Here is a 22,340-nt window from a genome sequence, read left to right as displayed (position 1 = left end):
GTTAGATGCCCATCTCGATCTGGTCGATCTTGTCGGTTGTACCGGTGGCAAGATCCTGGGTTGTTGGCCCGACAGCTAGCATGACAGCTGCGCCAAGCATCACGATGCCAGCCGTCAGTACGATCCAGTCGATTGTGACGTTGCCGTCTTCGTCGCCCCAAAAGCGATTGATAAAGCGTTCCATTCTATACTCGTCCTCTTGCTTGCCGGGGCGAAAACGCGGTGGCGGCTTTCAGGCAAGGTGCGGGATGAATGGGGCCTATTTGGGACGCGACTGGGGTGTCTTTGTGCAGTGAGAGCGGCGTTTTACGGGCGCGTGCTGCAGGGTTGCGGATCCTTCGGTTGGGGTGTTTTTGGGTTACAGGGGGCTGTTGGTGGACAGCCGCTCTTGCACGATGGCGGCAAGGCGCGCCACTTCGGAGCGGGTCGTGCCACCGGTTTCACGCGCGCGCGCAAGCGAGCCGACCGCATCACCGAGGCCGGTGTCATTGGCGCTTTGGGCGACGCCGGAGAGGAATTGCGTGACATAGTCAATCGAGCGGTCCTCTTCGCCGTTCAGCACATCGGCCACATGCGCAAGATCATCGCGATACGCCATCAGATCGGGCGCGACATATTCATCCGACAGCACCCAGGGCGCGTTTGGCTGGCGATCAGCGGGCAGATGCGCGAGGATCGCCTGCTGGAACTGCGCAAGCGAGGCCACGGGTTTGGCAAAGAAGCCGTCAGCACCGGCGGCCAGGGCGCGTTCCTTGCCGTCCGTGTCGCCGCTGGTGCCAAGCACTACATCGACCCGCGGCACACCCATCGCCAGATCGGCGATCAGGGATTCGCCCGACCCATCGGGCAGGCCCAGATCGACGATCACCACGGCGGGGCGATAGACCGCCAGGTGTCGGCGTGCATGTTGCAGGCTGTCGGCGCGGCGGATTCGCGCGCCCGAGCGCAGGCATAAAAGGCGCATTGCTTCACAGGCAAAGCGGCTGTCTTCGACCACAAGCACCGTCAGCCCCAAAAGCGGGCGCCGCGCGGTGGGTGGCCGTGTCATCATGAAATCATCATGGTCGTCCATAACATCCCCTCCAGAGATCGTTGTGTGTTCAGTTAAGCGTCAGATGGTGAATCCTGCGTTAACGGCGCCGCGACCTGTTGGCGCGCCCACTTGTGTCGCGCCGCCGACCACGACATAGACAGGGCAGGTGTTGCGAGAGGAGAGAGCGATGATTGGACGTTTGAACCATGTGGCGATTGCCGTGCCCGACCTTGAGGCGGCCTGCGCCCAGTATCGCGGGGCGTTGGGGGCCACGGTGGGCGCGCCGCAAGACGAGCCCGATCATGGCGTCACGGTCGTCTTTATCGAACTGCCCAATACCAAGATCGAGCTGCTTTATCCCTTGGGGGATGCCAGCCCCATCCAGGGATTTCTGGACAAGAACCCCGCAGGCGGGATTCACCATATCTGCTATGAGGTCGATGATATCATCGCGGCACGCGATCGCCTGACGGAAACCGGTGCGCGGGTGCTGGGCAGCGGCGCGCCCAAGATCGGCGCACACGGCAAGCCGGTGCTGTTTTTGCATCCCAAGGACTTTAATGGTTGCCTGATCGAGCTAGAACAGGTCTAGGCGCGTGATGTCAGGGGCGGAGCCTCTGGCGGACGTTATTTTGGAAGAAAAAGCGGCGTGGTCCGCAGAAAGGCGCAGATGGGCATTACATCGGCACTCGTTTTATTCGCGGTCGTGTGGTTCATGGTCTTCTTTGTCGTGCTGCCGTTGCGGATGACCACGCAGGGCGAAGCGGGCGAGGTCGTGCCCGGCACCCATTCAAGCGCGCCCGCAGATCCGCAATTGCGCCGCAAGGCCAGGATCACCACCATTTGGGCGTTTTGCATCTGGGCGGTGATCGCCGGGGTGATCCTGTCAGGCGCGATCACGGTGCGCGATCTGGACTGGTTCAACCGGATGGCAACGCCCGAGGTCAGCGTTGACTGAGACGGTGATACATATGCGTGAAAGTCGCAGCACCCAGTATTGGCACGAACAGATTGAGCACGGGGATCGTCAGCGGGATCGCCATGAGGCACCCCGCAATCCAGATTTCATTGGCAAAACGGCTCCGTAGCGCCCGTGCGCCCGCGCGCCCTTCGCGCCGGGTTGCCGCCAGCGTGAAGTATTCCCGCCCCAGCAGAAAGCCGTTCAGCGCATAAAAGATGAACGGCGCGGCAAAGGGCAGCATGATATAAAGCATCAGTGCCAGAATATTGGCCCCGATCAGCACCCCAAGAAAGCCCAGCGTGTCTTTGACCGCCACCGAGAGCGGCATTTTCGGCGGTGCGGGCAGATGGGGAAAGTGTTTGTCCTCGACCGCCTGCGCAACGTCGTCAAGAAACACCGAGGTGATCGCAGAGGCGACCGGGATCATCAGGAACACCCAGAGAAACAGGCTGAGCGCGGCCATGATCACGCCCAGCACATAGGACAGCCAGGCGATTTCACCAAAGAACGGCCAGGACACGTTTTCGATGTCGATCCAGTTCAGCAACTGCCAGACGCCAAAGCCGCTGACCGCGAAAAGTGCCAGTGTCAGCCCGACCCCCAAAAGCAACACACGCCGGAAGCGCGCATCGGAAAACTGTGCGATGGCCTTGGAGATGTCCTGAAAGATCATGTGTCGATCCATGTGGTTTTGGCGGTGATGTCGGGGCGTGGCCGTTCCGGCGGGGCTGTCGTTTCCGTGCCGATATGGATGAACCCGGCGACCGTTTCATGTGGCGCAAGGCCGAGCCCCGTTTCAACAAAGGTCCGGTCATGGGAGGCCCAGCCCGACAGCCAGTTCGCGCCCCATCCCGCGGCCAGCGCTGCATTGAGCAGCGACAGGCAAACGGCCCCGGCCGAGTAGGTCTGTTCGATATCTGGCACCTTGGCCGAGATCACCGGCGCGCTGATCACTGCCACGACCAGTTGCGCATCGGCAAAGGCGGCGCGGGCCTTGGGGATTTGATCGGCGTCGATATCGAGCGCGGCGGCGCGGGTTGTTACAAGCGCGGCAAGCCGGGGCAGGGCGGCCCCCGACAGCACGATAAAGCGCCAGGGTTCCAGTTTGCCGTGATCGGGTGTGCGTGCGGCGGCTGTCAGCAGGGTATCCAGCCCCGCGCGGTCAGGCACGGGGCCTGTCAGCGTCTTTGCCGGGCGCGAGCGCCGTGTGAGCAGAAAATCGAGGGCGGCAGGGTTTGCAGTTGGCATTGGGCGCTCCGGTCTGGTTTGCCCCGACATAAGCGTAAGTGCGCGCAGGTTCTAGGGGGCGCAAGGTTCAGGCGTATGGATCATGTTGCGGGAATCGGACGATGATCAAATGGATTGAAACAGGCGGGCATGCGCCAAGCCCGACCTTGGGAGGGTCTTGAGACAAGGCGCGACCGTTGTTTCGCAAACCAGCCAAGATTTCACGCGTCGCATTTGTTGTATGAAAGCCCTCCCGTGGGGGAGGTCGGGCTTGGCGCAGGCGCGCCGGGGTGGGTGACTGGTAGCGGCGGCAAAGTCCCGCACATCAGCCAGTCAAACAGCCTCGGCCATGTCGCGGATCACCCCATTCAGAAACGCATCGAATGCGGGGCCGGGTTGGCGCAGGTCGAACACATCGCCAAAGGGATCGGGGGCGGTCACGGGGCTGCGTGACATTTCGGCCAGAACGGCGTGGCCGCAAAAGGGGACGTAGACTTCGGAGTAGCCGCCTTCGTGGGCCATCATCAACCGGCCCTCGCAGATGTCATCAGCCAGATCGCGGATCTGCGCGGTCATCGTCGCAAAGGTCTGCGCCGTGGCAAGCATCCGGCCCAGCGGGTCAATTGCGGCGGCGTCATAGCCGCAGGCGATCACGATCACGTCGGGTGCGTGGGCGCGGATCGCGGGTAGCACGATCTGGTCCATCGCGCGCAGATAGCCCAGATGCCCGGTGCCGGCAGGCAGCGGGATGTTCAGGTTCGCGCCCACCCCCTTGCCGCGCCCGCGGTCAGCGAAATCGCCGGTGTCCATCGGGTAATTGCGTTCCTGATGGATCGAAATCGTCAGGATATCGGGGTCTTCGTAAAATATCGCCTCGGTCCCGTTGCCGTGGTGCACGTCCCAATCCAGCACGGCAACGCGCGCGGTCAGTTTGTGTGCGCGCGCGGTCTGGATCGCCACCGCGAGGTTGGCAAACAGGCAAAACCCGTTGGGATAGTCGGGCAGGCAGTGGTGGCCGGGCGGGCGGGACAGGGCATAGGCGTTGCGGAGCTTGCCGCGCAGCACCGCATCAAGTGCGCCGATCGACAGGCCGGTCGACATGGCTGCCATCTCGTAGCCGCCGGGGCCGAATGGCGTGCGGCGACCCAATTCGCCTCCGGTTCCGTCTGAGAGGGTTTTGAAATCACTCAGGTAGGGTTGCGGATGGACGCGCAACAGGTCTTCATCGCTGGCCATGGGTGCGCCTTGCAGCGCCAGATCGCGCGACAGGCCCGTCACGTCGATCAGGTTCTTCAAGCGCCGTTTGGTTTCGGGGCTTTCGGGCAAGCCGCCGCTGGCCATCGGCTGCACCAATCCGCCGACGGGCAGCATCCCCGCGTAATAGCCGCCGCCATGCCAGAAACAGCGTTCGTCCCAAAAGAAACCTGTGGTCATGGTCGTGCCCCCTTGGCCCTTACCTTTGCCGATGCGTCGGGGGGTGCCAAGTGTGAAGATGACCTGCGCCCGCAATCAAGCCAGAGCCATCGCGCGCCCTAGGTCAGTTTGGCAAAGCCGATCACGTGGTTCGCGCCGTAGGCTTTGGCGCATTTGGGGCAGGTGGGGTAGAAAAAGTAGACCTCGGCGTCCTTGGTGCCCTGCATGGCGGCGAGGGCTTGCATGTCCTTGAACCACTGGCCCATCTGCGAATATGGCCCCTCATAGGCTTTGGTCACGAAATCGCCGCTCAGGGTTACCTGTTCTTCGCCCGCCAGTGGTTTGGGGGTCGCGAACAGGTGCTCGGCGCGCCAGGGCGACAGATCGCGGCTGAGGACCACAAAATCGCTGTTGTCATAGCCGCCGGATTTTTCGACCTTGTCCAGAACCCGCGAAAATACGCGGCCCATATTCAGGGGAATATGGAAAAAACTGCGGGTCGTGGCGCGGGTGAAGGGTTTGCTGGCAAAGTGCAGGTCCTGATCGTCCCAAGGCAGCGGGTCAAACCGCGGGCAACAGCCGGTTTCATTCACGCTGTCATCATAAAACGGGAGCTGGTTGGTTTGCATGTGCGTGTCCTCCTGATCCGTCTATTCTAGCAGGAGGGCAGGGGCAGCGCCTTGCGCGGTATCAATCCTTGGCAGGGTCGCGCAGTGTATAGGCCCCCTCGGGCAGGTTCAGCGCGGCGGCAAGATCGCGGGCCTGCGCGAACGACAGGGTGATGCGCACAGGCATGTCCGTGCGCTGGTCGATCTGTTCAAGGGTAATGCAATCGTCAAAGGCGTTGATTGTGACATCATCGCGCAATGGCGCCCTGCCATCATCGACCAGCGTGATCACTGTGGCGTCAAAGTCGTGCTCGATCGTAAACATGGGGTTAGGCTAGCGGGATCATGGGCGGATGCAAGCCTGTCGGTCGCAACTGCGTGATCGGGTCTGGCGAGCGGGGGAAAAGCTGCTAAATTCGATGCAAAGCCGGAGGTTTGGATCGTCGTGCGATACCGTAGTAATGTGATGATGGCCGCGTTGTTTGCGCTGGGCCTTGCGGCCTGCGAAGTTGTCGCGGTTGACGATGCGCCCGCTGTCGCACCAAAACCTGCGCCGCCCCCCATCACCCAGACCCGTGATGGCCGCATCTCGGCGCGCAATTTTGTGCAGGTCGTGGAAACTGTCGAACCTGTTGCCGAACAGATTTGCCGTCGCCAGGCGCCGCGCCTGAATTGCGATTTCCGCATTGTCATCGATGATCGCCCCGATATGCCGCCCAACGCCTTTCAGACCGTCGACGAACAGGGCCGTCCGATTATTGCGTTCACGCTGGCGCTGATTGCCGATGCGCAGAATGTCGATGAGCTGGCGTTTGTTTTGGCCCACGAGGCCGCCCATCATATCGCCGGTCATTTGGATCGCCAGCGCCAGAATGCCACTGTTGGTGCGCTTGTCTTTGGGCAGTTGGCGGGTGTGACCGGAGGCGGCGACGAAGCCGTGCGCGTGGCGCAGGAATTGGGCGCGCAGGTCGGCGCACGCACCTATTCCAAGGATTTCGAGCTTGAGGCAGATGTTCTTGGCACCCGTATTGCGGCCCGCGCCGGATATGATCCGTTACGCGGGGCTGAATTCTTTTTTCGCATTCCCGATCCGGGGGATCGTTTCCTTGGCACGCATCCGCCCAACGCAGAACGGTTCGAGGTCGTGCGCCGGACCGTTGCGGGGCTTTAGGCCGGGGCGGGAGTGTATTCATCCTTTGGTGCAAGCAGTTCATTCTGCACGGAATCAAGGCGCAGCCGCCGTGCATCGTCAGACCGCCCCAAGGGCTGGCGATTTCGGTGATGGAGGTGAGACGCTTTGGGGCAGGACGTGCTTGGCTGCCATAAAGTGCCATCCATCAACCTCCTATCGCCAACCCGCGGTCTGCCGATGCACGGCGCGTGTCGCGCAATATGGTCATCGTTGCGGGCGTTGGATGTTCGGTTGTTAGACCAGTTCGGCCTGTGGCTCGCCCTGTTCCACTGTGCGGCGCAGGCGCACGCCGATGGCAATTAGGGAAATGACGATCCAGAATGACTGGATCAGTGCCGAGGCAAGGTTGAACGAGGCCAGCATGCTGATCAGCACACAGAGTGCGGCCAACAAGTTGATCGCAAAGTAAAGGGCCGAATGGCTGGTCAGCTTGTGCAGTGTCAGCAGGCTGTAGTTCATCACGTAAAGTGAAAACCCAAAGACCCCGATCATATTCAGCAGGCCAGCCGGGAGCAGTGTCATGAATTGATCCATAACGAAATTTCCTATTTAAATCTGTCGTTTACTGGTGTTGGCCGGTAATTGACCAACGGTGGTGTTGCGATGATTTGAGGATAGGTTTTTCGGTGCGCCTTGTCAGGTGTGGAAATCCTGACCCCTAGGTCAGGACCAGCGCACCCCAGTAAATTGCAGCAAAGAAACAGGCCGAGGCGACCAACACGAATCCATGCCAGATTGCGGTTTGAAAACGCAGGTTTTGCCAGCTGTAAAAGATCACGCCCGATGAATACAGCAGCCCGCCCACGGCGATCAGGATGCTTGCGCCTAATGGGATCAGCGGGAACAACGACCAGATCAGCGCCATGCTGAGCCACCCCATGCCAAGGTAGAGCCAGGCGCCAAGCCTGCCGGGACTGCGCCAGAAAAACAGTTTGGCGATCATGCCGATGGCGGCCAGCGCCCAGACCACACCCAGCACGGCATAGGCAAAACCGCTGCCGATCAGCACGACCAGCGGTGTATAGGTGCCCGCGATTTTCAAATAGATCGCCGCGTGGTCAATCCGGCGCAGCATGGCACGCCCCTTTTGCCAGGGAATCAGGTGATAACAGGCCGAAGCGGTAAAGGTTGCGATCAGCGCGGCGGCGTAAACCGATAGTGCGGCAATCATCCCCGCCCCGCTGGCCCCAAGCGCTGCAAAGACGATCAACAGCACCGCGCCCGTGATCGCCAGAAGCACGCCAATGCCATGCACCACTCCGTCCACGATGCGTTCAGAGCGGGCAAGAACAGGAAAGGCGTGCGGGTTTTTCATATTCATAGATTAGAGAGTGTTTCACAAACCGGTAAACCATTCCCTTGCGTTACGCACATTATCGCGCGCACATTCGCCGACACATGCGGAAAGGGACACAAAATGTTGAATCAGTTACGCCGGATCAAGCAACGGGCCATTTGGTCCTGGGCCGGATTTGTCCATGTGTATCGCACCGAAGGCAGCCTGATGCAGTGGCTTGTCGCCAATGTGATCTCGGGCGGGCTGGCGATCGCGCTGCCGCTCAGCACTGCGGAAACGGCGCTTTTGCTGATGGGGGGCGTGATGGTTCTGGCGGCGGAATGTTTGAATACGGCTATTGAACGGGTGGTTGATGATATTTCCACCGAAATCCGCGACGCGGCGCGCCACGCCAAGGATTGTGGCAGTGCCGCCGTGGCGGTGACGGCCGTGGCTGTTGGTGTCGCCTGGGTGGTGATCCTGATCGGGCTGGCGGGTTAGGGGCTGATGGGCCACGCCCCGCAACAGGGCGGAGATCAGGATCAGTTTTCTTGTCAGATGGTCCGTTGCGGTCGCAGTTTGATCTGCCTCAAGGATATGCGGGCCGTTTGCCCCTAGACCCATGCGGCAAACAAGGAGAATCCGATGCGACCTATGGGTGATACACGCGCGCATTTCTGGCTGATGATGAGAATGTCCAAGACCGTCGGTGTGGACCTTGGCGAGGCCCTGCGCGAGGGTCGGCTGAGCGCGCGCAGCTATGCAGACGCCGTAACGCGCTGCCGCGGCTGCGACAACGCCCAAGGTTGCGCGGCCTGGCTTGACCAGACCGAAACAGCCGCCCACACACCCGTCTACTGCCGCAATGCCGATGTGTTTGACGGGTTGAGTCGTGCTTGAAGGCTCGCACCTCTAGGTTGATTTTACAACGATCCCAATGCTTAATGCGGACGCGACCGTAAGGGGGGATTGTCATGACGTTGCCGAACTACCTGAAACAGGGGGAGGCGGCGCGGCTGTTCCCCGTTCTGTCGACCACATCCAAGGAAGGGCGCACGACGTCGATTGTGCTTGCCTGTCTGGCGCAGGTCCATGAATTCAGCGCGGCCCTGTTGGGTGGGATCGGGCAGCGGTGCGGGGTGCGCAGCACCATCGACACCTTTACCGAAGTTGTCTTTCAACAGCAGCGGCAGACCATCAAGGAGCGCCCCGATGGGTTGATCGTATTGCGCAGTGGTGCGCGCGAATGGCGCGCCCTGGTCGAGGCAAAGGTTGGGAATGCGCCGATCCAGGCCGAACAGGTGGAACGCTATCGCGCCCTTGCCAAGGACAACGGAATTGATTGTGTCATCACTATTTCCAACCAGTTCGCGACCAATCCGCAGAACCATCCCGACGACGAAATTCGCAAAAGCCGATCAAAGATCCCGGTGTTTCACTGGTCGTGGATGTCGATCCTGACGGCGGCGGATCTTTTGCTGAGTAGCGAAGGCGTGGCCGACGATGACCAGCAGCTGTTGCTGAACGAATTGCGCCGCTTCCTGTCGCATGAAAGCGCGGGCGTGAAGGGGTTTGACCGGATGCCGCCCGAATGGGGCGAGTTGAACAAGCTGGTTTCGGCGGGTGGGCGCATTCCGCAACGATCAGCCGATGCGAATGCTGTCTTGGGCGCGTGGCATCAGGAGACCAAAGACCTGTCTTTGATCCTCTCGCGTCTGACTGGCACCGCTGTCACCGAGAAACTCAGCCGATCTCATGCCAAGGATCGCACCGAACGCGAAAAGGCCGAAGCTGACGTGCTGCGCGAGCGTAATCAGTTGATTGCCAGCTTCGATATCGTCGATGCCGCAGCCCCCCTTGAGGTGGTTGCGGATATGGTTCGGCGCACGGTTGATGTGGGCATGACTTTGCAGGCGCCCGAAGACAAGAAATCGTCCAAAGCACGGGTCAACTGGCTGCTACGCCAGATCAAACATGACGATATTTCCGATTTGCACGTCCGTCTTTTGTGGCCCGGCCGCAGCGAGGACACACAGTTTACCGTTGCGCAACTGCGCGATGATCCGGACCAGTGCGAAGTGGGCAAAGAAAACCTGCAAGTGCGCGCGTTTCACTTATTTCACGCGAAACGGCTTGGCGCGCGTCTGACGCAGCAGGCAAATTTCATCACCGACCTCGAATTGATCGTGCCGGGATTTTATCGCGACATCGGCCAGTATCTGGCACAATGGCACCGCCCCGCGCCCCGCATCAAAGAGGGCAAGGCAACCGCCGATGAGGTCGACATCGACGCTATTGCGCAAGAGGCCGAGGGGGCCAGCCGCATCTAGGTGCGCCGTGTATCGGGGTGCAGTGCGGTGCCGAGGATGTGGTCGGCGTTGTGGATCACCTTGGCGGCTGGTCCGACGATGGCCGGATCAGGTGCGCGGGCAATGTCGGGGTCTTTGCCGGGATAGTCGAGCGTTGACAGGAAGTGGCGCATACAGTTGAGCCGCGCGCGTTTCTTGTCGTTGGATTTCACCACCGTCCAGGGCGCATCGGCCGTGTCGGTGTAAAAGAACATCGCCTCTTTGGCCTCGGTATAGTCGCCCCATTTGTTCAGGGAGGCCTTATCAATGGGCGACAGTTTCCACTGTTTCAGCGGGTCGGTCTCGCGGCTGTCAAAGCGGCGCTTTTGTTCGCTTTGGGTGACGGAAAACCAGTATTTATACATGCGGATGCCCGAGCGCGTAAGCATCCGTTCAAATTCCGGCGTCTGGCGCATGAATTCCAGATATTCTTCGGGTTTGCAGAAGCCCATGACCCGTTCCACGCCCGCGCGATTATACCAGGAACGGTCATAAAGCACCATTTCGCCCGCCGTGGGCAGGTGTTCGATATAGCGTTGGAAATACCACTGGCCGCGCTCTTCGTCGCTGGGTTTGTTCAGGGCCACGACACGGGCCGCGCGCGGGTTCAGGTGTTCGGTAAAGCGTTTGATCGTGCCGCCCTTGCCAGCCGCATCGCGCCCTTCAAACAGCAGCACAAATTTCTGGCCGGTTTCCTGCGCCCAGATTTGCACCTTGAGGAGTTCAGCCTGAAGCTGCGCCTTCTCCGCCTCGTAGGGGCGGCGGGCAAGCTTGGCAGGCAGTGTCGGACGTTTGATGGCGGGTGATTTGGCTACAGCAGTTGTCATGAAGTCCCTCTCGTTTTGTTTGCATCAGCCTAGCAGAAACCGCCGCACAGCGCCTTGATATGGGTCAACGGTTTGGTCAGGTTGCGGGGATGCGGGTGATTGAAAACATCTTTACCGACCGCGGGTCGAAATACGCGGTGTCGGGCGGGCCTTGCGGGTCGGCTGATGATGCCAAGGCGTTCATCAAGACACTGACACGGCGCAAGAAATTCACGCGTGCGACGCATAACACATGGGCTGTGCTGTTGCCTGACGGGACGCCGTTAAAGAATGACGACGGGGAGGCGGGCGCAGGCATGGTGATCCTGCGGATGCTGGAACGCGAAGGTCGCGTGGGCGAGATTATCGTCGTCACGCGCTGGTTCGGCGGTGTGCATCTGGGTGGGGACCGTTTCCGGCGGGTGCAGGACGCGGTGCGGGTTTGGTTTGAGGCGCCTTAGCGAGGGCAGTTTGGCCCGCCCTCGCGTCTGACCGCCTAGGACCAGTCGGCAACCACTTCGTAGATTTTTGCGCTGGGTTCTTCGACCAAATGGTCCTTGAAGTTCGCCCAAAGGGCATTGACCTTTTCAACCGTTTCCGGTGTTGCTTCGGCAATGTTGGTGGTCGAAATCACATAGCCGGATCCGTCGTTGTCATTCATGACATTCAGGAAACTTTGCTGACCGGGCAGGGCCATAATGCGGTCCTTCAGGGTTTCCATGATCTGGGTCGCGGCAGCCTTGGAACCGGGCTTCATCTTGTATGGTGTAATGCGTGCATACATCGTGTCATCCTCCCTCATGCGCGTGAATTGGCAGACATGTGTCCCCGCGGCATGATGACGGGGAAAGTGGGAGTATAGCATAGTTTGGGTTGGTTTGGGGATCGGTGTGGGCCGGACCTAACATGAGCGGGGCGGGGGCGTTGGCAAGGAAGGCAGCCCGTGCGCGGGTGGGGGTGAAGCCCCCGCCCATGGGGGCGGTCGGGAAAGGTGAAGCGCGGGGTTTCCGCTTTGGGTCCAAATTGACATATGCTGCGATTAGATGAATGGCAGAAATGCGCAGGAAGCGGAGTTTGCAAACCTTGAGGCGAAGGCGGAAATCAGGCTCTCAATTACGTTCTCGTCACCGTCTCTCTACCCCAACTATTTCGCCCAATTACAAAAAGTTACCCGCCAAAATTCTTCAGCGTCCGTCTCTGCAAATTTGGTAGGTGTGATCACGAGGGAATTGCCAGAAACGTTTGAACTTTCGACTGTCCCGATCTTTTCGAATTGGGCGGCGAGGACATCTACAAGGCCTATGATCATGTCGGTGGCCAGCAAGACTTCTTTGATTTTCAGACTTTCCTGCTTGGGATCTAGCACGAAATCGTAATCAATATGAGCAATCAACTTATTTCGAAGCCTTGTAAGCTCTTCCAAGACCACCTTTTCATTTCTTTGAAACTGCTTGAATGCCTCGTTAACGGTATCGTGGCAGTCATCATTGGCCGCGTTACGTAATAAGGCGTTCTTGAGTCTTGTTAGGCTGGCTTGCGAGGCTTGGTCGAACGCTTTGAATGAAAATGATATTAGAGCATCCAAGACAACATTTAGCACCGCTATAGATACCCGTGCGACAGCATTATAGGCGGGGTCTTTAGGTTCTTCTGTTGGAGACACACTTTCAACGTAACGTCTTCGAATTTCCTCAAAGCCTCGAATGAAGGCAATGTTTCTTCGAGCTTTGCTGGCCTCGGAAACCCAATATCGCATCACCTCAAGCTGTTCCTCTTCGCTCAATGCTACCGCCTTCAATACTGTTTTCTCACTGCTGATCTTTGGGCCAATGTCCTGCCCGAGGCAGCACTTGACAATTCGACAATGACTTTATCCCACATTTTTCGCATAGATACGAGCGTCCGCTTCGGGCTGTAAGCGGTCATTAAGACAAGGTCTTTCAAAGACAACTTCGTCCCATCAAGCCGACGTCAAACCAAACATCCCCACAAATCATACTCGCCTGCTTCGTCCACTTCGACCGTCACGATATCCCCAACCGATAACCCTTCGGTCCCTTCATCAATAAACAGGTTCCCGTCGATCTCGGGGGCGTCGGCCTTGGTGCGGCAGGTGGCGATGCCGTCGGCGTCGATGTCGTCCACGATCACCTCCATGCGCTGGCCCACTTTTGCGGCGAGTTTCGCTTCGGAAATCGCTTGGGCTTTTTCCATGAAACGGTCCCAGCGCTCTTGTTTGACCTCATCGGCCACATGATCGGGCAGGGCGTTGCTGCGTGCGCCTGCCACGTCTTCATACTGAAAACAGCCGACGCGATCGAGTTGTGCCTCGTCCATCCAGTCGAGCAGGTGCTGAAACTCGGCCTCGGTTTCGCCGGGGTAGCCAACGATAAAGGTCGAGCGCAGGGTGATGTCGGGGCAAATCCCGCGCCATTCAGCGATGCGATCAAGCGTGCGTTCGGCGTGCGCGGGGCGGGCCATGCGGCGCAGGGTGTCGGGGTGGGCGTGTTGGAACGGGATATCCAGATAGGGCAGGATCAGCCCGTCGGTCATAAGGGGAATAATCTCGCGCACATGGGGGTAGGGGTAAACGTAGTGCAGGCGCACCCATGCACCAAGGCCACCGAGATCGCGGGCCAGCGTTGTGATCGGTTGTTCGGTCAGCCCGCGGCGCTGGTCGGCGGGCCAGTCGGTGCCATAGGCGCTGGTATCCTGACTGATCACCAGCAGTTCCTTCACCCCGTTTTCAACCAGCTTTTCCGCTTCGCGCAGCACGGCCTTGGCGGGGCGTGACGCCAGCCGCCCGCGCATGTCGGGGATGATGCAGAACTTGCACTTGTGGTTACAGCCCTCGGAGATTTTCAGGTAACTATAGTGGCGCGGGGTCAGGGACACGCCCGATGCAGGCAGCAGATCAATGAACGGATCGGGGCTGGGTGGGACCACATCGTGCACGGCATCCAGCACCTGTTCGTATTGGTGCGGTCCCGTCACGGCGAGGATTTTCGGGTGGTGTTCGCGGATATAATCCGGCTCGGCCCCGAGACAGCCGGTGACGATGACCTTGCCGTTTTCAACCAGCGCCTCGCCAATCGCATCAAGGCTTTCGGCCTTGGCGCTGTCAAGGAACCCGCAGGTGTTGACGATCACCGCATCGGCACCGGCGTAATCGGGCGAAATCGCGTAGCCCTCGGCGCGCAGGCGGGTGAGGATACGTTCGCTATCGACCAGCGCCTTGGGGCAGCCAAGCGACACCATGCCGATGGTCGGCTGGCCCTCGCGGCGGGTTTCGCTGATGCGCGCATTGGCAAGATCGGGGCGGAGATTGGGCGGGTTCTGTGACATGCCGCCCTGTTACGCCGCCCCGTGCGCCAAGGAAAGCCTTTCGTGCGCGGGCTTGATGCGCCGCGCGCAGGAAAAAGCGGGCACCGGTTTTTGCGATCAATGCGCGGGCTTGATGCGCCGCGCACAGGAAAAAGTGGGCACCGGTTTTTGCGATCAGTGCGCGGGCTTGATGCGCCGCGCACAGGAAAAAGTGGGCACCGGTTTTTGCGATCAGTGCGCGGGCTTGATGAAGGTGCCGTTGTTCAGGTCATTGATCGCCTGTTGCAATTCGGCACGGGTATTCATTACGATCGGGCCGTGCCATGCCACGGGTTCTTCGATTGGCGCGCCGGAAATCAACAAAAAGCGCACACCGTTTTCGCCTGCCTGCACGGTGACTTCTTCGCCGGTGCCGAACCGGATCAGGGTGCGGTCACCTGACATGTCGCGGATGTTGACTTCCTCGCCCATGACCTCTTTTTCCAGCAAAATACCGGACGGCGGGCTGGCATCGGCAAAGGCGGCCGTGCCTTCGAAAACATAGGCGAAGGCGCGGCGGTAGGTGTCGATCCGAAATGTCTTTTTGACGCCGGCGGGCACGAACACATCCAGATATTGCGGATCGGCGGCGATCCCGTCCACGGGGCCGCGCTTGCCCCAGAATTCACCGGTGATGACTTTGACGCGGGTGCCGTCATCATCGATGATTTCGGGAATTTCGGTGCCTTGCACGTCTTGATAGCGTGGCGCGGTCATCTTGAGGCTTGATGGCAGGTTGCCCCACAGCTGGAACCCATGCATTTGCCCGGCAGCGTTTCCGTGCGGCATTTCCTGATGCAGGATGCCCGATCCGGCCGTCATCCATTGCACATCCCCCGCCCCAAGCGAGCCTTCGTTGCCAAGGCTGTCGCTGTGGTCGACCGTGCCATTGAGCACATAGGTTATGGTTTCGATGCCGCGGTGCGGATGCCACGGAAACCCCTTTTCAAAATCGCGCGGGTTTTCGTTGCGAAAGTCGTCAAACAGCAAAAACGGGTCAAGTTCTGACGGGTCCTGAAACCCAAAGGCGCGGTGCAGTTTGACGCCAGCCCCTTCCATCGTCGGGATGGCGTGGCGTTTTTCAAGAATCGGGCGGATCGACATGGCAGTCTCCTGTGAGGTCTAGGATGCAGATAGGGCGACGTGGCCTTGCTGACAACACGCAGGAATAGCGGCGGAACGTGCATTTTTGCACATCACTTGCAGGCAGGTGGGCGCGGGGCTAATGCTGTCGCGATGAATGACACGCGACGCAAGCCCAAGATGACCCATGTTTTGTCAACACCCCAAGGGCGGCGCAAGGCGTGGTGGCATTTCCAGTTCATTGACCATGCCGTTATCCGCCACTGGTGGTGGAACCTGCACGAAATCGCACCTGGCGTCTGGCGATCGAACCATCCGTCCCCGGCGCGCCTGAAACGCTATAAGGCGATGGGCATCAAGACGGTGATTTCTCTGCGTGCAGAAATCGACAAAAGCCCGATGCTGCTTGAGGCCGAAGCCTGCAAGGCGTTGGGTTTGCGCCTTGTTTACGCCCGTGGTTTCGGGTCACGCATGGCACCGCGCAAAGATGCTTTTGCCAGCCTCAGGGCGGCGTTTCAGGACGCGGAAAAACCTTTCGTGTTTCACTGCAAGTCGGGTGCGGATCGCACGGGTATCGCAGCGGTGCTTTATCTGGTCATGATCGAGGGCCGCAGCGTTGAGGAAGCGTTGCAGCAGATGCACTGGCGGCACGTGCATTTCAAACGGTCCAGTGCGGGCGTGCTGGATCACGTGTTCCGCGTCTATATTGTTGCGCGTGACGCCACCGGGATCAGTTTTGAAGACTGGGTCGCCACGGCCTATGATCGCGATGCGATTACGGCGTCCTTTGCGTTGTGGCGCAGGGGCGGTGACTGGAAAAGCGGGATCAAGGGGGCAAGTACATGACCGTTGTCGTCATCGGTGCCGGATCAATCGGCAAGCGCCACTTCGGCAATCTGGAAACGCTGGGCGTCAAGGCGCGGCTGGTCGGATGGCGCGCGTTCAGGCCTGCCGATCTGGAGGGTGCATCTGCGGTTGTGATCGCCACCGCGACGCAGGTGCGCGCGGAAATCGTGACGCTTTGTGCGGCCCGAGACCTGCCGTTTTATGTCGAAAAACCATTAGCCTACCGTGCGGATGATCTGGCGCACATGATGACCATCGCGGCCCCATTGGCCGAGCGCTGTCTTGTCGGGTTCATGATGCGCTATCACCCTGCGTTTCGTGATCTGGCGCAGATGGACCTGTCTGGCGTTTATGGCTTTTCGCTGGAAATCGGTCATGATGTGCGCCAGTGGCGACAGAACTGGAGCTTTGCAGGCAGCTATGCCGCGCGGCCCGAAGGGGGCGGGGTCTTGCTGGACCTGTGTCACGAGTTGGACATGGCGCATTGTCTGTTTCCCGATGTCGGGCTGCGCGGTGTCGATGCGCTGGGCCACGCTGATTTCGCAGGCGTTGATTTTGCCAGCCGGATCGCGCTGGCCGGTGGTGGCGCGCAGGGGACCGTTGCGATGGATTATCTGTCGCCTGTGTCCTTGCGCCGGATTGCCCTGCGCGGGACGGGCGGCACGGTTGATCTGGATTTCATCGGCGGCACGCTGGTGATGGACAGCGGGCAGGGCGCACAGGCCCGCGACTGGACGTTTGAACGCAACGACATGTTTCTGGACGCGATGCGCGATTTTCTTGCCCTGGTCGACGGGCGTGCGACGTCTGACATTGACCATCTGCCGCGTCTTGATCGCGTCGGCACCAGTTGTGCCCTGATCGCGCAGGCTTGGGAAGCGCGGCGATTTAGCGGCATGATTACAGGAGATTACCCATGATCCTAGGTGAGATTGGCGCGCGCGGCGGGTCAAAAGGTGTGCCGCGCAAGAACTTTCGCGACCTTTGCGGCAAGCCGTTGATTGACTGGTCGCTGGACCAGTTGTTTGCCAATGCGCAGGTGGATGCGGTCGTGGTCTCTACGGATGATCCTGAAATATATGAACACGCGTTGAACAAGGGTGCGCTGGATATCGGCCTGCGCCCTGCCGCACTGGCCACGGACACGGCTGGCAAATGGGGCGTGTGGCAACAGGCGCTTGCGGCGAGCGAGGCGATCATCGGCCCGGTTGATGCCTTTCTTGATCTTGATTGCACGGCCCCGCTGCGCGCCGACAGCGATATCGACGCCGCACTTGATCTGTTTTTTGCGCAGCGCCCCGACATGGTGATGTCGTGCTGCCAAGCGCGCAAGAACCCCTACTTCAATCTGGTCGAACCCGATGAAACGGGTGCCCTGCATGTGTCCAAGCCCTTGCCCGGCGGGGTTGTGGCCCGTCAGGCCGCACCTGTCGTTTATGAGCACGCCGCCAGCACCTATGTGGTGTCGCCGGACTATCTGCGCCGCGCAAAGTCCTTGTTTGACGGGCGCGTCATCCCCTATCTGATGGACCCTGAACGCTGTCTGGACATCGATAGCCCGCTTGATTTCAAACTGGTGGAATTCCTGATGAAGGACCGCCTGACAGGAGAGACCGCATGACCAAGCAACTGGATGGGCGCACCGTTTTCATCACCGGATCGGGGGGCGTTTTGGGCAGTACCTATGTGCGGCGGATGCTGGAACAGGGCGCGCGGGTCGTGTCGACGGACCTGCCCGGCGCACGGGCGGATGCCTTGAAGGCAGCCCATGACGGCAACGAAAACTTCCGTTTCTACGATATGGATGTCAGCGACGAGGCCCAGGTGACCGAGATTTTCAAGCGTGTCATGGCCGATGGCTGGAACCCGAATGTGGTGCTGAACAATGCCGCGATCACAGGCGAAATGCTGATGGGGGCGGGCAAATCCTTTCCCGATTTCGCGGATACCTCGGTTGAGGACTGGAACAAGACGATGCACGTCAATCTGACCGGTGCCTTTATGGTCGCGCGCCAGATGGACCGCGATATTGTTGGCAACTACCCTTGCACGCTGGTTAACGTGGCGTCGATGTATGCCCTGAACGGTGCGCACCACCCGATTTACGATGGCATGCCGTTCAAGAATTTCAGTGCCTATGGCGTGACCAAGGCGGGGATTCACGGGCTGACTGTCTGGTTGGCGGGTTATTGGGCGAAACGGCAGGCGACGGTAAATACCATTGCGCCGGGGGCCGTGTTCAACAACCATTCCGAGGAATTCCAGAAACGTGTGGGCGAGCTGATCATGGCTGGCCGCATGTGTGAACCTGACGAGATTGCCGATGCGATGCTGTTTCTTGCTTCGCCTCAGGCGGGCTATATGACCGGCCAGATGGTTAACGTCGATGGTGGTTTCAGCGCCTGGTAAGCAGGCGCGGGATGGCGGCAAGGGTCTTGGCCACCGCGCCGGTATGATCGGCAAAGAAGGCTGTGATTGTAGCGCTGTCGGGCACTGGATCGCGCAGGGCTTGTGCGAGTTGATCTGCCTGTGCCACCTGTATCACGGCCCCTGCTGCGATTGCCTCGGTTGCCGGATATTCGATCGGCCAGATTTCGGGGCCGACGATCGTGGGTTTCCCTAGGGCGAGCGGTTCGGATATGTTGTGCGACCCCTGCGGCAAAAACCCCCCGCCCACGACCACGCGGTCGGCCATGGCAAGGTAAAAATACATCTCGCCCAGTGAATCACCCAAAAGAACGTCGATGTCCGGGGCGGCGCCTTGTGCAGATAGTTTAGTATTAAACAATTCGCTGCGCCGCCCGACCCGCAGGCCAGCATCAGTCAGCATTTGGGCCACATCGCCGAACCGTTCGGGCGCGCGGGGCACATAGACAAACAACGTATCTTGATGGGCGCGGATGGTGGCGATGAACAGATCGTCTTCGCCCTCGACGGCGCTGGCTATCGTCACGGTCTTGCTGGCGTTTAACCATTTGCGTGCTGTGCGACCGGCATCCAATTGCGCCGGTGGAATTGCCTGGTCAAAGCGCAATTCACCTGTCACGGCAAGGTTCGTCAGCCCGACTGTGCGGAACCGTTCGGCCTGCAAATCCGATTTGACCAACCCGCCGGCAAAGCCGCGCAACATCTGCGCCATGACAGGTGTGCGGGCCGCATCGCGGGCGAAGCTCTTGGTGGTGTATTGCGCGTTGCACAGCAGCAGCGGAACCCCTGCGCGATGGCAGGCCGCGATCATCCGTGGCCAGATTTCCACTTCCATGACAAGACCATAGCGGGGTGTGAAGGCACGAAAGAATCGCCGGAAACACCAGTTGAATTCAAACGGTACCCAGACAACGGCGACTTTACCTGACCTGATTTCTGGACTGAACTGCGCCATCGCTTCGCGCCGGCCGGCGGGGGTGAAACAGGTGATGACAATAGGGTCACCCTGCGCCAGCAAGGCCTTGATCAACGGCGCGCCCGAGCGGACCTCCCCCAAGGAGACCGCATGGACCCAGACTGCGTTTTGCAGGCCGGTCGGGTAACGCCCGAAGCGTTCGCCAAGATGCGCGAAATAATCTGGATCGCGGCGTGCCCGGTGCCACAGATAGATCAGAATGAATGGCAGGCCGAGCACCCAAAGCAGGGTATAGCCGACCAGAAAGAGCCGAATTTTGGTGGTCGGGTAGGGCATCAACCGTCCCCCAGCAGGTCCAGCAACGCAGTACTGGTGCGCGCGACACTTCCCGCACTATTGGATTGCAGAATGCGCGCCTGCGTGGCCATTTCGATCAGATCGGGCCGGTCAAGCGCCGCATTGAGGGTTGCTGCGTCGCGCACCGGAATGGTCGCGCCAGCCTGCGCAAGCGCGGTGTAGTCAGCAGCAAAATTCGCCGTATTGGGGCCGTGGAGGATCGCGCAATCCAGCTGCGCAGCTTCCCACGGATTATGGCCCTGCACCTGCCCGAATGATCCGCCAATCACGGCTACGGGGCAAAGGCGATACCAAAGCCCCAGTTCGCCGAAACTATCGGCTATCCAGACCGCATCGCCGGGTTTTGGCAGCTCTCCACAGGACCGCATGGCATAGGGCAGCCCGTATGCGGCGCAGGCGCTGGCAAGTGACTCGCGTCGGTCGGGATCGCGGGGCACGATAATCAAAAGCGCGGCGGGATCGGCGCGGTGGCGCATCGCCTGGGCGGCCAGCACCACCGCCTCGTCTGCGCCGTGGGTCGAGGCCGCGCACCACAGCTTGCGTGCGCCCAGATGGCGGGCAAGATCGGCGCGTTCGCGCGGGTCATCGGGCAGTGGTGCGCTACCGGATTTGAGCGACCCAAGGGTGGTGATGGTGACGTTTGGCGCAAGGTCGCGGATATGGCGCGCGGTGGCATCATCCTGCGCGGCGAGGTAGGCAAACCGCGCATAGGTGTCGCGCAACATCCCGCGCATACGGGCGCGTTTGCGATGGGCCGCACTGTCCATGCGAGCATTCACCAGCGCAAGAGGAATGCCGCGCGCATGGGTTTGATGCACAAGGCGGGGCCAGAGATCCTGTTCACTCCAGACCGCCAGATCGGGGTGCCAGTGATCGAGAAAGGCCGTGACCGGACCGGCCAGATCAAGCGGCAGGAACTGATGCGTGGTGCGCGGTGGCAGGTTGTCGGCGAATACCCCGCCGGACGACCGCGCCGTCGAGGTCACGAGGAACGACAGATCGGGGCGGGCGGCGTGCAGCGCGGCGATCAACCCGCGCAGGGCCATGACTTCGCCCAGTCCCACGGCGTGCAGCCAGATCAGCGGACCATCGGGGCGGGGCGCAGATGCACGGCCGCGTTTTTCAGACCAGCGCGCCGGGTCTTCCTTGCCGCGTTTCAGGCGGCGGCGCAGGATCAGCGGGCAAAGCGGGCTGATCAGGGCCGTGAGCGCTAGATAGGCCCGCAATCCCGTTCCCGTTTCAGCCGGTGTGGTCATGGAACCGCTTTTGCATGCTGGCCGACCAGAACCCGTCATCCTTCAAGATCCCGACAAAGCGCTGGGCGGCGCTGCCGCTGCCAAAGGCGGTGTGGCGTGGATAGGTTTTGCCCCATTCGTCGTTCAGAAAGCCCGCGATTGTCGCCGTGTCTGACGCCTGCGCGGTGAACAGCGACGGGGCCTGTGCACGGTTTGACTGGCGTGTGCCAATATCAAGGCTGGGCGTGCCAAGAAACGGAGCCTCGCGCACGCCTGCACTGGAGTTGCCAACCATGACGGCCGCGTTTTTCATCAGTTCGGAAAAATGCGCGAAACGCATGGAAGGGATCACGCGAAAACGATCACGCGGCAGGGCATCAATCGCCGTAAAAATTTCGTCGGACCCCGGGTCATTGTTGGGCGCGATCAGTACGAAATTGCGCCCTGATGCGTCAAGGGCACCAAACAGGTCGCGTGCCTGCTGGCCCATTGTTGCGGCTTCGCTGGTGACCGGATGAAAGACACAAATGCCAAAGTCGCCCGACGGAATATCGTAGTGAGCACGCACGTCATCCATGCTGACACCCGACGGGGTTGAATGAAAATCAAGCTCGGGGGAGCCGATCACATGGATCGCCTCGCGCGGTTCGCCCAAGGCCATGACCCGGCGCGCGGCATCCTCGGAGCTGACGAAATGATGGGCGGCCAGTTTGGTGTTACAATGGCGGAACACCTCGTCGATGGTGCCCGAAACCTCGCCGCCCTCGATATGGGCGGACCGGATATAGTTGGTTGCCGCCACAAGGGCACAGGCCAGGGCCTCGATCCGGTCACCGTGGACAACGATCAGGTCAGGCTGATGCTCGGCGACAAAATCGGAAAATCCCATCACGGTCTTGGCCAACACCATATCTTGCGGATCGCCCATGCGCTGGTTGAGGAATTCATGCACGGCAACCCCCGCCATGCGCTGCACTTCCAGTTTCGTCATCCCATAGCGGTCAAGCGTGTGCATCCCGGTGACGAAAAACGATACATCAAACCCCGCATCACGGGTTGCGGCGGCCAGCGGTTCGAGTTTGCCAAAATCGGCACGCGTACCGGTGACGAAAAGGATGGATTTGGTCATGGTTCGCCTTACTTGGGACACGCGGGGCGACCATAGCTGGGCACCGCAAGACTGGCAACGCACGGCGTGGACAATCAAAAAACGCAGGCATAAGGTTCGCCCGAACACACCGGAGGCCAA

General features: G+C 60.2%; 28 protein-coding genes. 11 read left to right on the top strand and 17 right to left on the bottom strand.

The annotated features are described in order from the left end of the window. Position 1: 1 nt before the first annotated feature. Both FTO60_RS12975 and FTO60_RS12970 read right to left on the bottom strand, forming a co-directional pair. Positions 2-184, bottom strand: coding sequence for a Flp family type IVb pilin (locus FTO60_RS12975; RefSeq protein ID WP_148056354.1), 183 nt, complete (start codon positions 182-184; stop codon positions 2-4). Positions 185-358: 174 nt separating this feature from the next. After that, on the bottom strand, positions 359-1,072 hold the full coding sequence (locus FTO60_RS12970) for a response regulator (RefSeq protein WP_148056353.1): 714 nt from the start codon (positions 1,070-1,072) through the stop codon (positions 359-361). A gap of 148 nt (positions 1,073-1,220) precedes the next feature. On the opposite strand from FTO60_RS12970, the gene mce reads away from it, so the two are divergent. Next, positions 1,221-1,625, top strand: a complete 405-nt coding sequence (gene mce, locus FTO60_RS12965) for a methylmalonyl-CoA epimerase (RefSeq protein WP_148056352.1) — start codon at positions 1,221-1,223, stop codon at positions 1,623-1,625. A gap of 78 nt (positions 1,626-1,703) precedes the next feature. After that, positions 1,704-1,991 (top strand): DUF1467 family protein, encoded by a 288-nt coding sequence (locus FTO60_RS12960; RefSeq protein ID WP_148057156.1) that lies wholly within the window; start codon positions 1,704-1,706, stop codon positions 1,989-1,991. Here the strand turns inward: FTO60_RS12960 and FTO60_RS12955 are convergent. From FTO60_RS12955 to FTO60_RS12935, 5 genes are all read right to left on the bottom strand, one after another. Continuing rightward, positions 1,978-2,667, bottom strand: coding sequence for an EI24 domain-containing protein (locus FTO60_RS12955; RefSeq protein ID WP_148056351.1), 690 nt, complete (start codon positions 2,665-2,667; stop codon positions 1,978-1,980). The genes FTO60_RS12960 and FTO60_RS12955 overlap by 14 nt on opposite strands. Next, complete coding sequence (locus FTO60_RS12950) at positions 2,664-3,242, bottom strand: nitroreductase (protein WP_148056350.1); 579 nt, start codon at positions 3,240-3,242, stop codon at positions 2,664-2,666. Before FTO60_RS12950 ends, FTO60_RS12955 begins: the two co-directional genes overlap by 4 nt. A gap of 312 nt (positions 3,243-3,554) precedes the next feature. Next, the gene (locus tag FTO60_RS12945; protein ID WP_148056349.1) at positions 3,555-4,655 is read right to left on the bottom strand and encodes a class II histone deacetylase; all 1,101 of its coding nucleotides are present in this window, start codon (positions 4,653-4,655) and stop codon (positions 3,555-3,557) included. A 98-nt stretch (positions 4,656-4,753) separates the two neighbouring features. After that, a complete protein-coding gene (locus FTO60_RS12940) occupies positions 4,754-5,263 on the bottom strand; it encodes a hydrolase (RefSeq protein ID WP_148056348.1) in 510 nt (169 codons plus the stop codon). 61 nt (positions 5,264-5,324) lie between these two features. After that, a complete protein-coding gene (locus FTO60_RS12935) occupies positions 5,325-5,567 on the bottom strand; it encodes a hypothetical protein (protein WP_148056347.1) in 243 nt (80 codons plus the stop codon). 120 nt (positions 5,568-5,687) lie between these two features. Here FTO60_RS12935 and FTO60_RS12930 point away from each other — a divergent pair, with 120 nt between their 5' ends. Beyond that, the gene (locus FTO60_RS12930; RefSeq protein ID WP_254696809.1) at positions 5,688-6,413 is read left to right on the top strand and encodes a M48 family metallopeptidase; all 726 of its coding nucleotides are present in this window, start codon (positions 5,688-5,690) and stop codon (positions 6,411-6,413) included. A gap of 255 nt (positions 6,414-6,668) precedes the next feature. On the opposite strand, the gene FTO60_RS12925 is transcribed toward FTO60_RS12930, so the two are convergent. Further along, on the bottom strand, positions 6,669-6,956 hold the full coding sequence (locus tag FTO60_RS12925; protein ID WP_148056345.1) for a hypothetical protein: 288 nt from the start codon (positions 6,954-6,956) through the stop codon (positions 6,669-6,671). 136 nt (positions 6,957-7,092) lie between these two features. Continuing rightward, the gene (locus FTO60_RS12920) at positions 7,093-7,749 is read right to left on the bottom strand and encodes a hemolysin III family protein (RefSeq protein WP_148056344.1); all 657 of its coding nucleotides are present in this window, start codon (positions 7,747-7,749) and stop codon (positions 7,093-7,095) included. Positions 7,750-7,851: 102 nt separating this feature from the next. On the opposite strand from FTO60_RS12920, the gene FTO60_RS12915 reads away from it, so the two are divergent. From FTO60_RS12915 to FTO60_RS12905, 3 genes are all read left to right on the top strand, one after another. Continuing rightward, positions 7,852-8,211: a diacylglycerol kinase gene (locus tag FTO60_RS12915; RefSeq protein ID WP_148056343.1), complete on the top strand. Its 360-nt coding sequence runs from the start codon at positions 7,852-7,854 to the stop codon at positions 8,209-8,211. A gap of 153 nt (positions 8,212-8,364) precedes the next feature. Continuing rightward, positions 8,365-8,610, top strand: a complete 246-nt coding sequence (locus tag FTO60_RS12910; RefSeq protein WP_172623897.1) for a DUF6455 family protein — start codon at positions 8,365-8,367, stop codon at positions 8,608-8,610. 74 nt (positions 8,611-8,684) lie between these two features. Continuing rightward, positions 8,685-10,040, top strand: coding sequence for a hypothetical protein (locus tag FTO60_RS12905; RefSeq protein WP_254696808.1), 1,356 nt, complete (start codon positions 8,685-8,687; stop codon positions 10,038-10,040). On the opposite strand, the gene ppk2 is transcribed toward FTO60_RS12905, so the two are convergent. Further along, positions 10,037-10,885 (bottom strand): polyphosphate kinase 2, encoded by an 849-nt coding sequence (gene ppk2 / locus FTO60_RS12900; RefSeq protein WP_148056340.1) that lies wholly within the window; start codon positions 10,883-10,885, stop codon positions 10,037-10,039. The genes FTO60_RS12905 and ppk2 overlap by 4 nt on opposite strands. 89 nt (positions 10,886-10,974) lie before the next feature. Between ppk2 and FTO60_RS12895 the strand changes: the two genes are divergently transcribed. After that, positions 10,975-11,325 carry a YigZ family protein gene (locus FTO60_RS12895; RefSeq protein ID WP_148056339.1) on the top strand — a complete coding sequence of 117 codons (351 nt, stop codon included), beginning with the start codon at positions 10,975-10,977 and terminating at the stop codon, positions 11,323-11,325. A gap of 35 nt (positions 11,326-11,360) precedes the next feature. Here the strand turns inward: FTO60_RS12895 and FTO60_RS12890 are convergent, their stop codons facing one another. The 4 genes from FTO60_RS12890 to FTO60_RS12875 form a co-directional block, all read right to left on the bottom strand. Beyond that, a complete protein-coding gene (locus FTO60_RS12890) occupies positions 11,361-11,666 on the bottom strand; it encodes a hypothetical protein (protein WP_254696807.1) in 306 nt (101 codons plus the stop codon). 342 nt (positions 11,667-12,008) lie between these two features. Beyond that, positions 12,009-12,647 (bottom strand): hypothetical protein, encoded by a 639-nt coding sequence (locus FTO60_RS12885; RefSeq protein WP_148056338.1) that lies wholly within the window; start codon positions 12,645-12,647, stop codon positions 12,009-12,011. 188 nt (positions 12,648-12,835) lie between these two features. Further along, the gene (gene rimO / locus FTO60_RS12880) at positions 12,836-14,209 is read right to left on the bottom strand and encodes a 30S ribosomal protein S12 methylthiotransferase RimO (RefSeq protein ID WP_148056337.1); all 1,374 of its coding nucleotides are present in this window, start codon (positions 14,207-14,209) and stop codon (positions 12,836-12,838) included. A gap of 210 nt (positions 14,210-14,419) precedes the next feature. Next, positions 14,420-15,331, bottom strand: coding sequence for a pirin family protein (locus FTO60_RS12875; RefSeq protein ID WP_148056336.1), 912 nt, complete (start codon positions 15,329-15,331; stop codon positions 14,420-14,422). A 132-nt stretch (positions 15,332-15,463) separates the two neighbouring features. On the opposite strand from FTO60_RS12875, the gene FTO60_RS12870 reads away from it, so the two are divergent. From FTO60_RS12870 to FTO60_RS12855, 4 genes are read left to right on the top strand one after another with little or no spacing between them, the layout of a single operon-like run. Beyond that, positions 15,464-16,156, top strand: a complete 693-nt coding sequence (locus tag FTO60_RS12870) for a tyrosine-protein phosphatase (protein WP_148056335.1) — start codon at positions 15,464-15,466, stop codon at positions 16,154-16,156. Continuing rightward, the gene (locus tag FTO60_RS12865; RefSeq protein WP_148056334.1) at positions 16,153-17,076 is read left to right on the top strand and encodes a Gfo/Idh/MocA family protein; all 924 of its coding nucleotides are present in this window, start codon (positions 16,153-16,155) and stop codon (positions 17,074-17,076) included. The genes FTO60_RS12870 and FTO60_RS12865 overlap by 4 nt, the downstream gene beginning before the upstream one ends. After that, the gene (locus FTO60_RS12860; protein ID WP_148056333.1) at positions 17,073-17,777 is read left to right on the top strand and encodes an acylneuraminate cytidylyltransferase family protein; all 705 of its coding nucleotides are present in this window, start codon (positions 17,073-17,075) and stop codon (positions 17,775-17,777) included. The genes FTO60_RS12865 and FTO60_RS12860 overlap by 4 nt, the downstream gene beginning before the upstream one ends. Then, complete coding sequence (locus FTO60_RS12855) at positions 17,774-18,565, top strand: SDR family NAD(P)-dependent oxidoreductase (protein WP_148056332.1); 792 nt, start codon at positions 17,774-17,776, stop codon at positions 18,563-18,565. The genes FTO60_RS12860 and FTO60_RS12855 overlap by 4 nt, the downstream gene beginning before the upstream one ends. Here the strand turns inward: FTO60_RS12855 and FTO60_RS12850 are convergent. Genes FTO60_RS12850 through neuC form a run of 3 tightly spaced genes read right to left on the bottom strand, consistent with a single transcriptional unit; the run spans position 18,552 to position 22,220 of the window. After that, a complete protein-coding gene (locus FTO60_RS12850; RefSeq protein ID WP_254696806.1) occupies positions 18,552-19,835 on the bottom strand; it encodes a 3-deoxy-D-manno-octulosonic acid transferase in 1,284 nt (427 codons plus the stop codon). The two genes, FTO60_RS12855 and FTO60_RS12850, sit on opposite strands and share 14 nt — an antisense overlap. Continuing rightward, complete coding sequence (locus FTO60_RS12845; protein ID WP_172623896.1) at positions 19,835-21,112, bottom strand: 3-deoxy-D-manno-octulosonic acid transferase; 1,278 nt, start codon at positions 21,110-21,112, stop codon at positions 19,835-19,837. The genes FTO60_RS12850 and FTO60_RS12845 overlap by 1 nt, the downstream gene beginning before the upstream one ends. Next, positions 21,096-22,220: a UDP-N-acetylglucosamine 2-epimerase gene (neuC, locus tag FTO60_RS12840; protein WP_148056329.1), complete on the bottom strand. Its 1,125-nt coding sequence runs from the start codon at positions 22,218-22,220 to the stop codon at positions 21,096-21,098. The genes FTO60_RS12845 and neuC overlap by 17 nt, the downstream gene beginning before the upstream one ends. Positions 22,221-22,340 lie beyond the last annotated feature (120 nt).

Origin of the sequence: Octadecabacter sp. SW4, from assembly GCF_008065155.1 — a bacterium.
Lineage (GTDB): Bacteria > Pseudomonadota > Alphaproteobacteria > Rhodobacterales > Rhodobacteraceae > SW4.
This window is presented reverse-complemented; position numbering and strand designations above follow the sequence as displayed.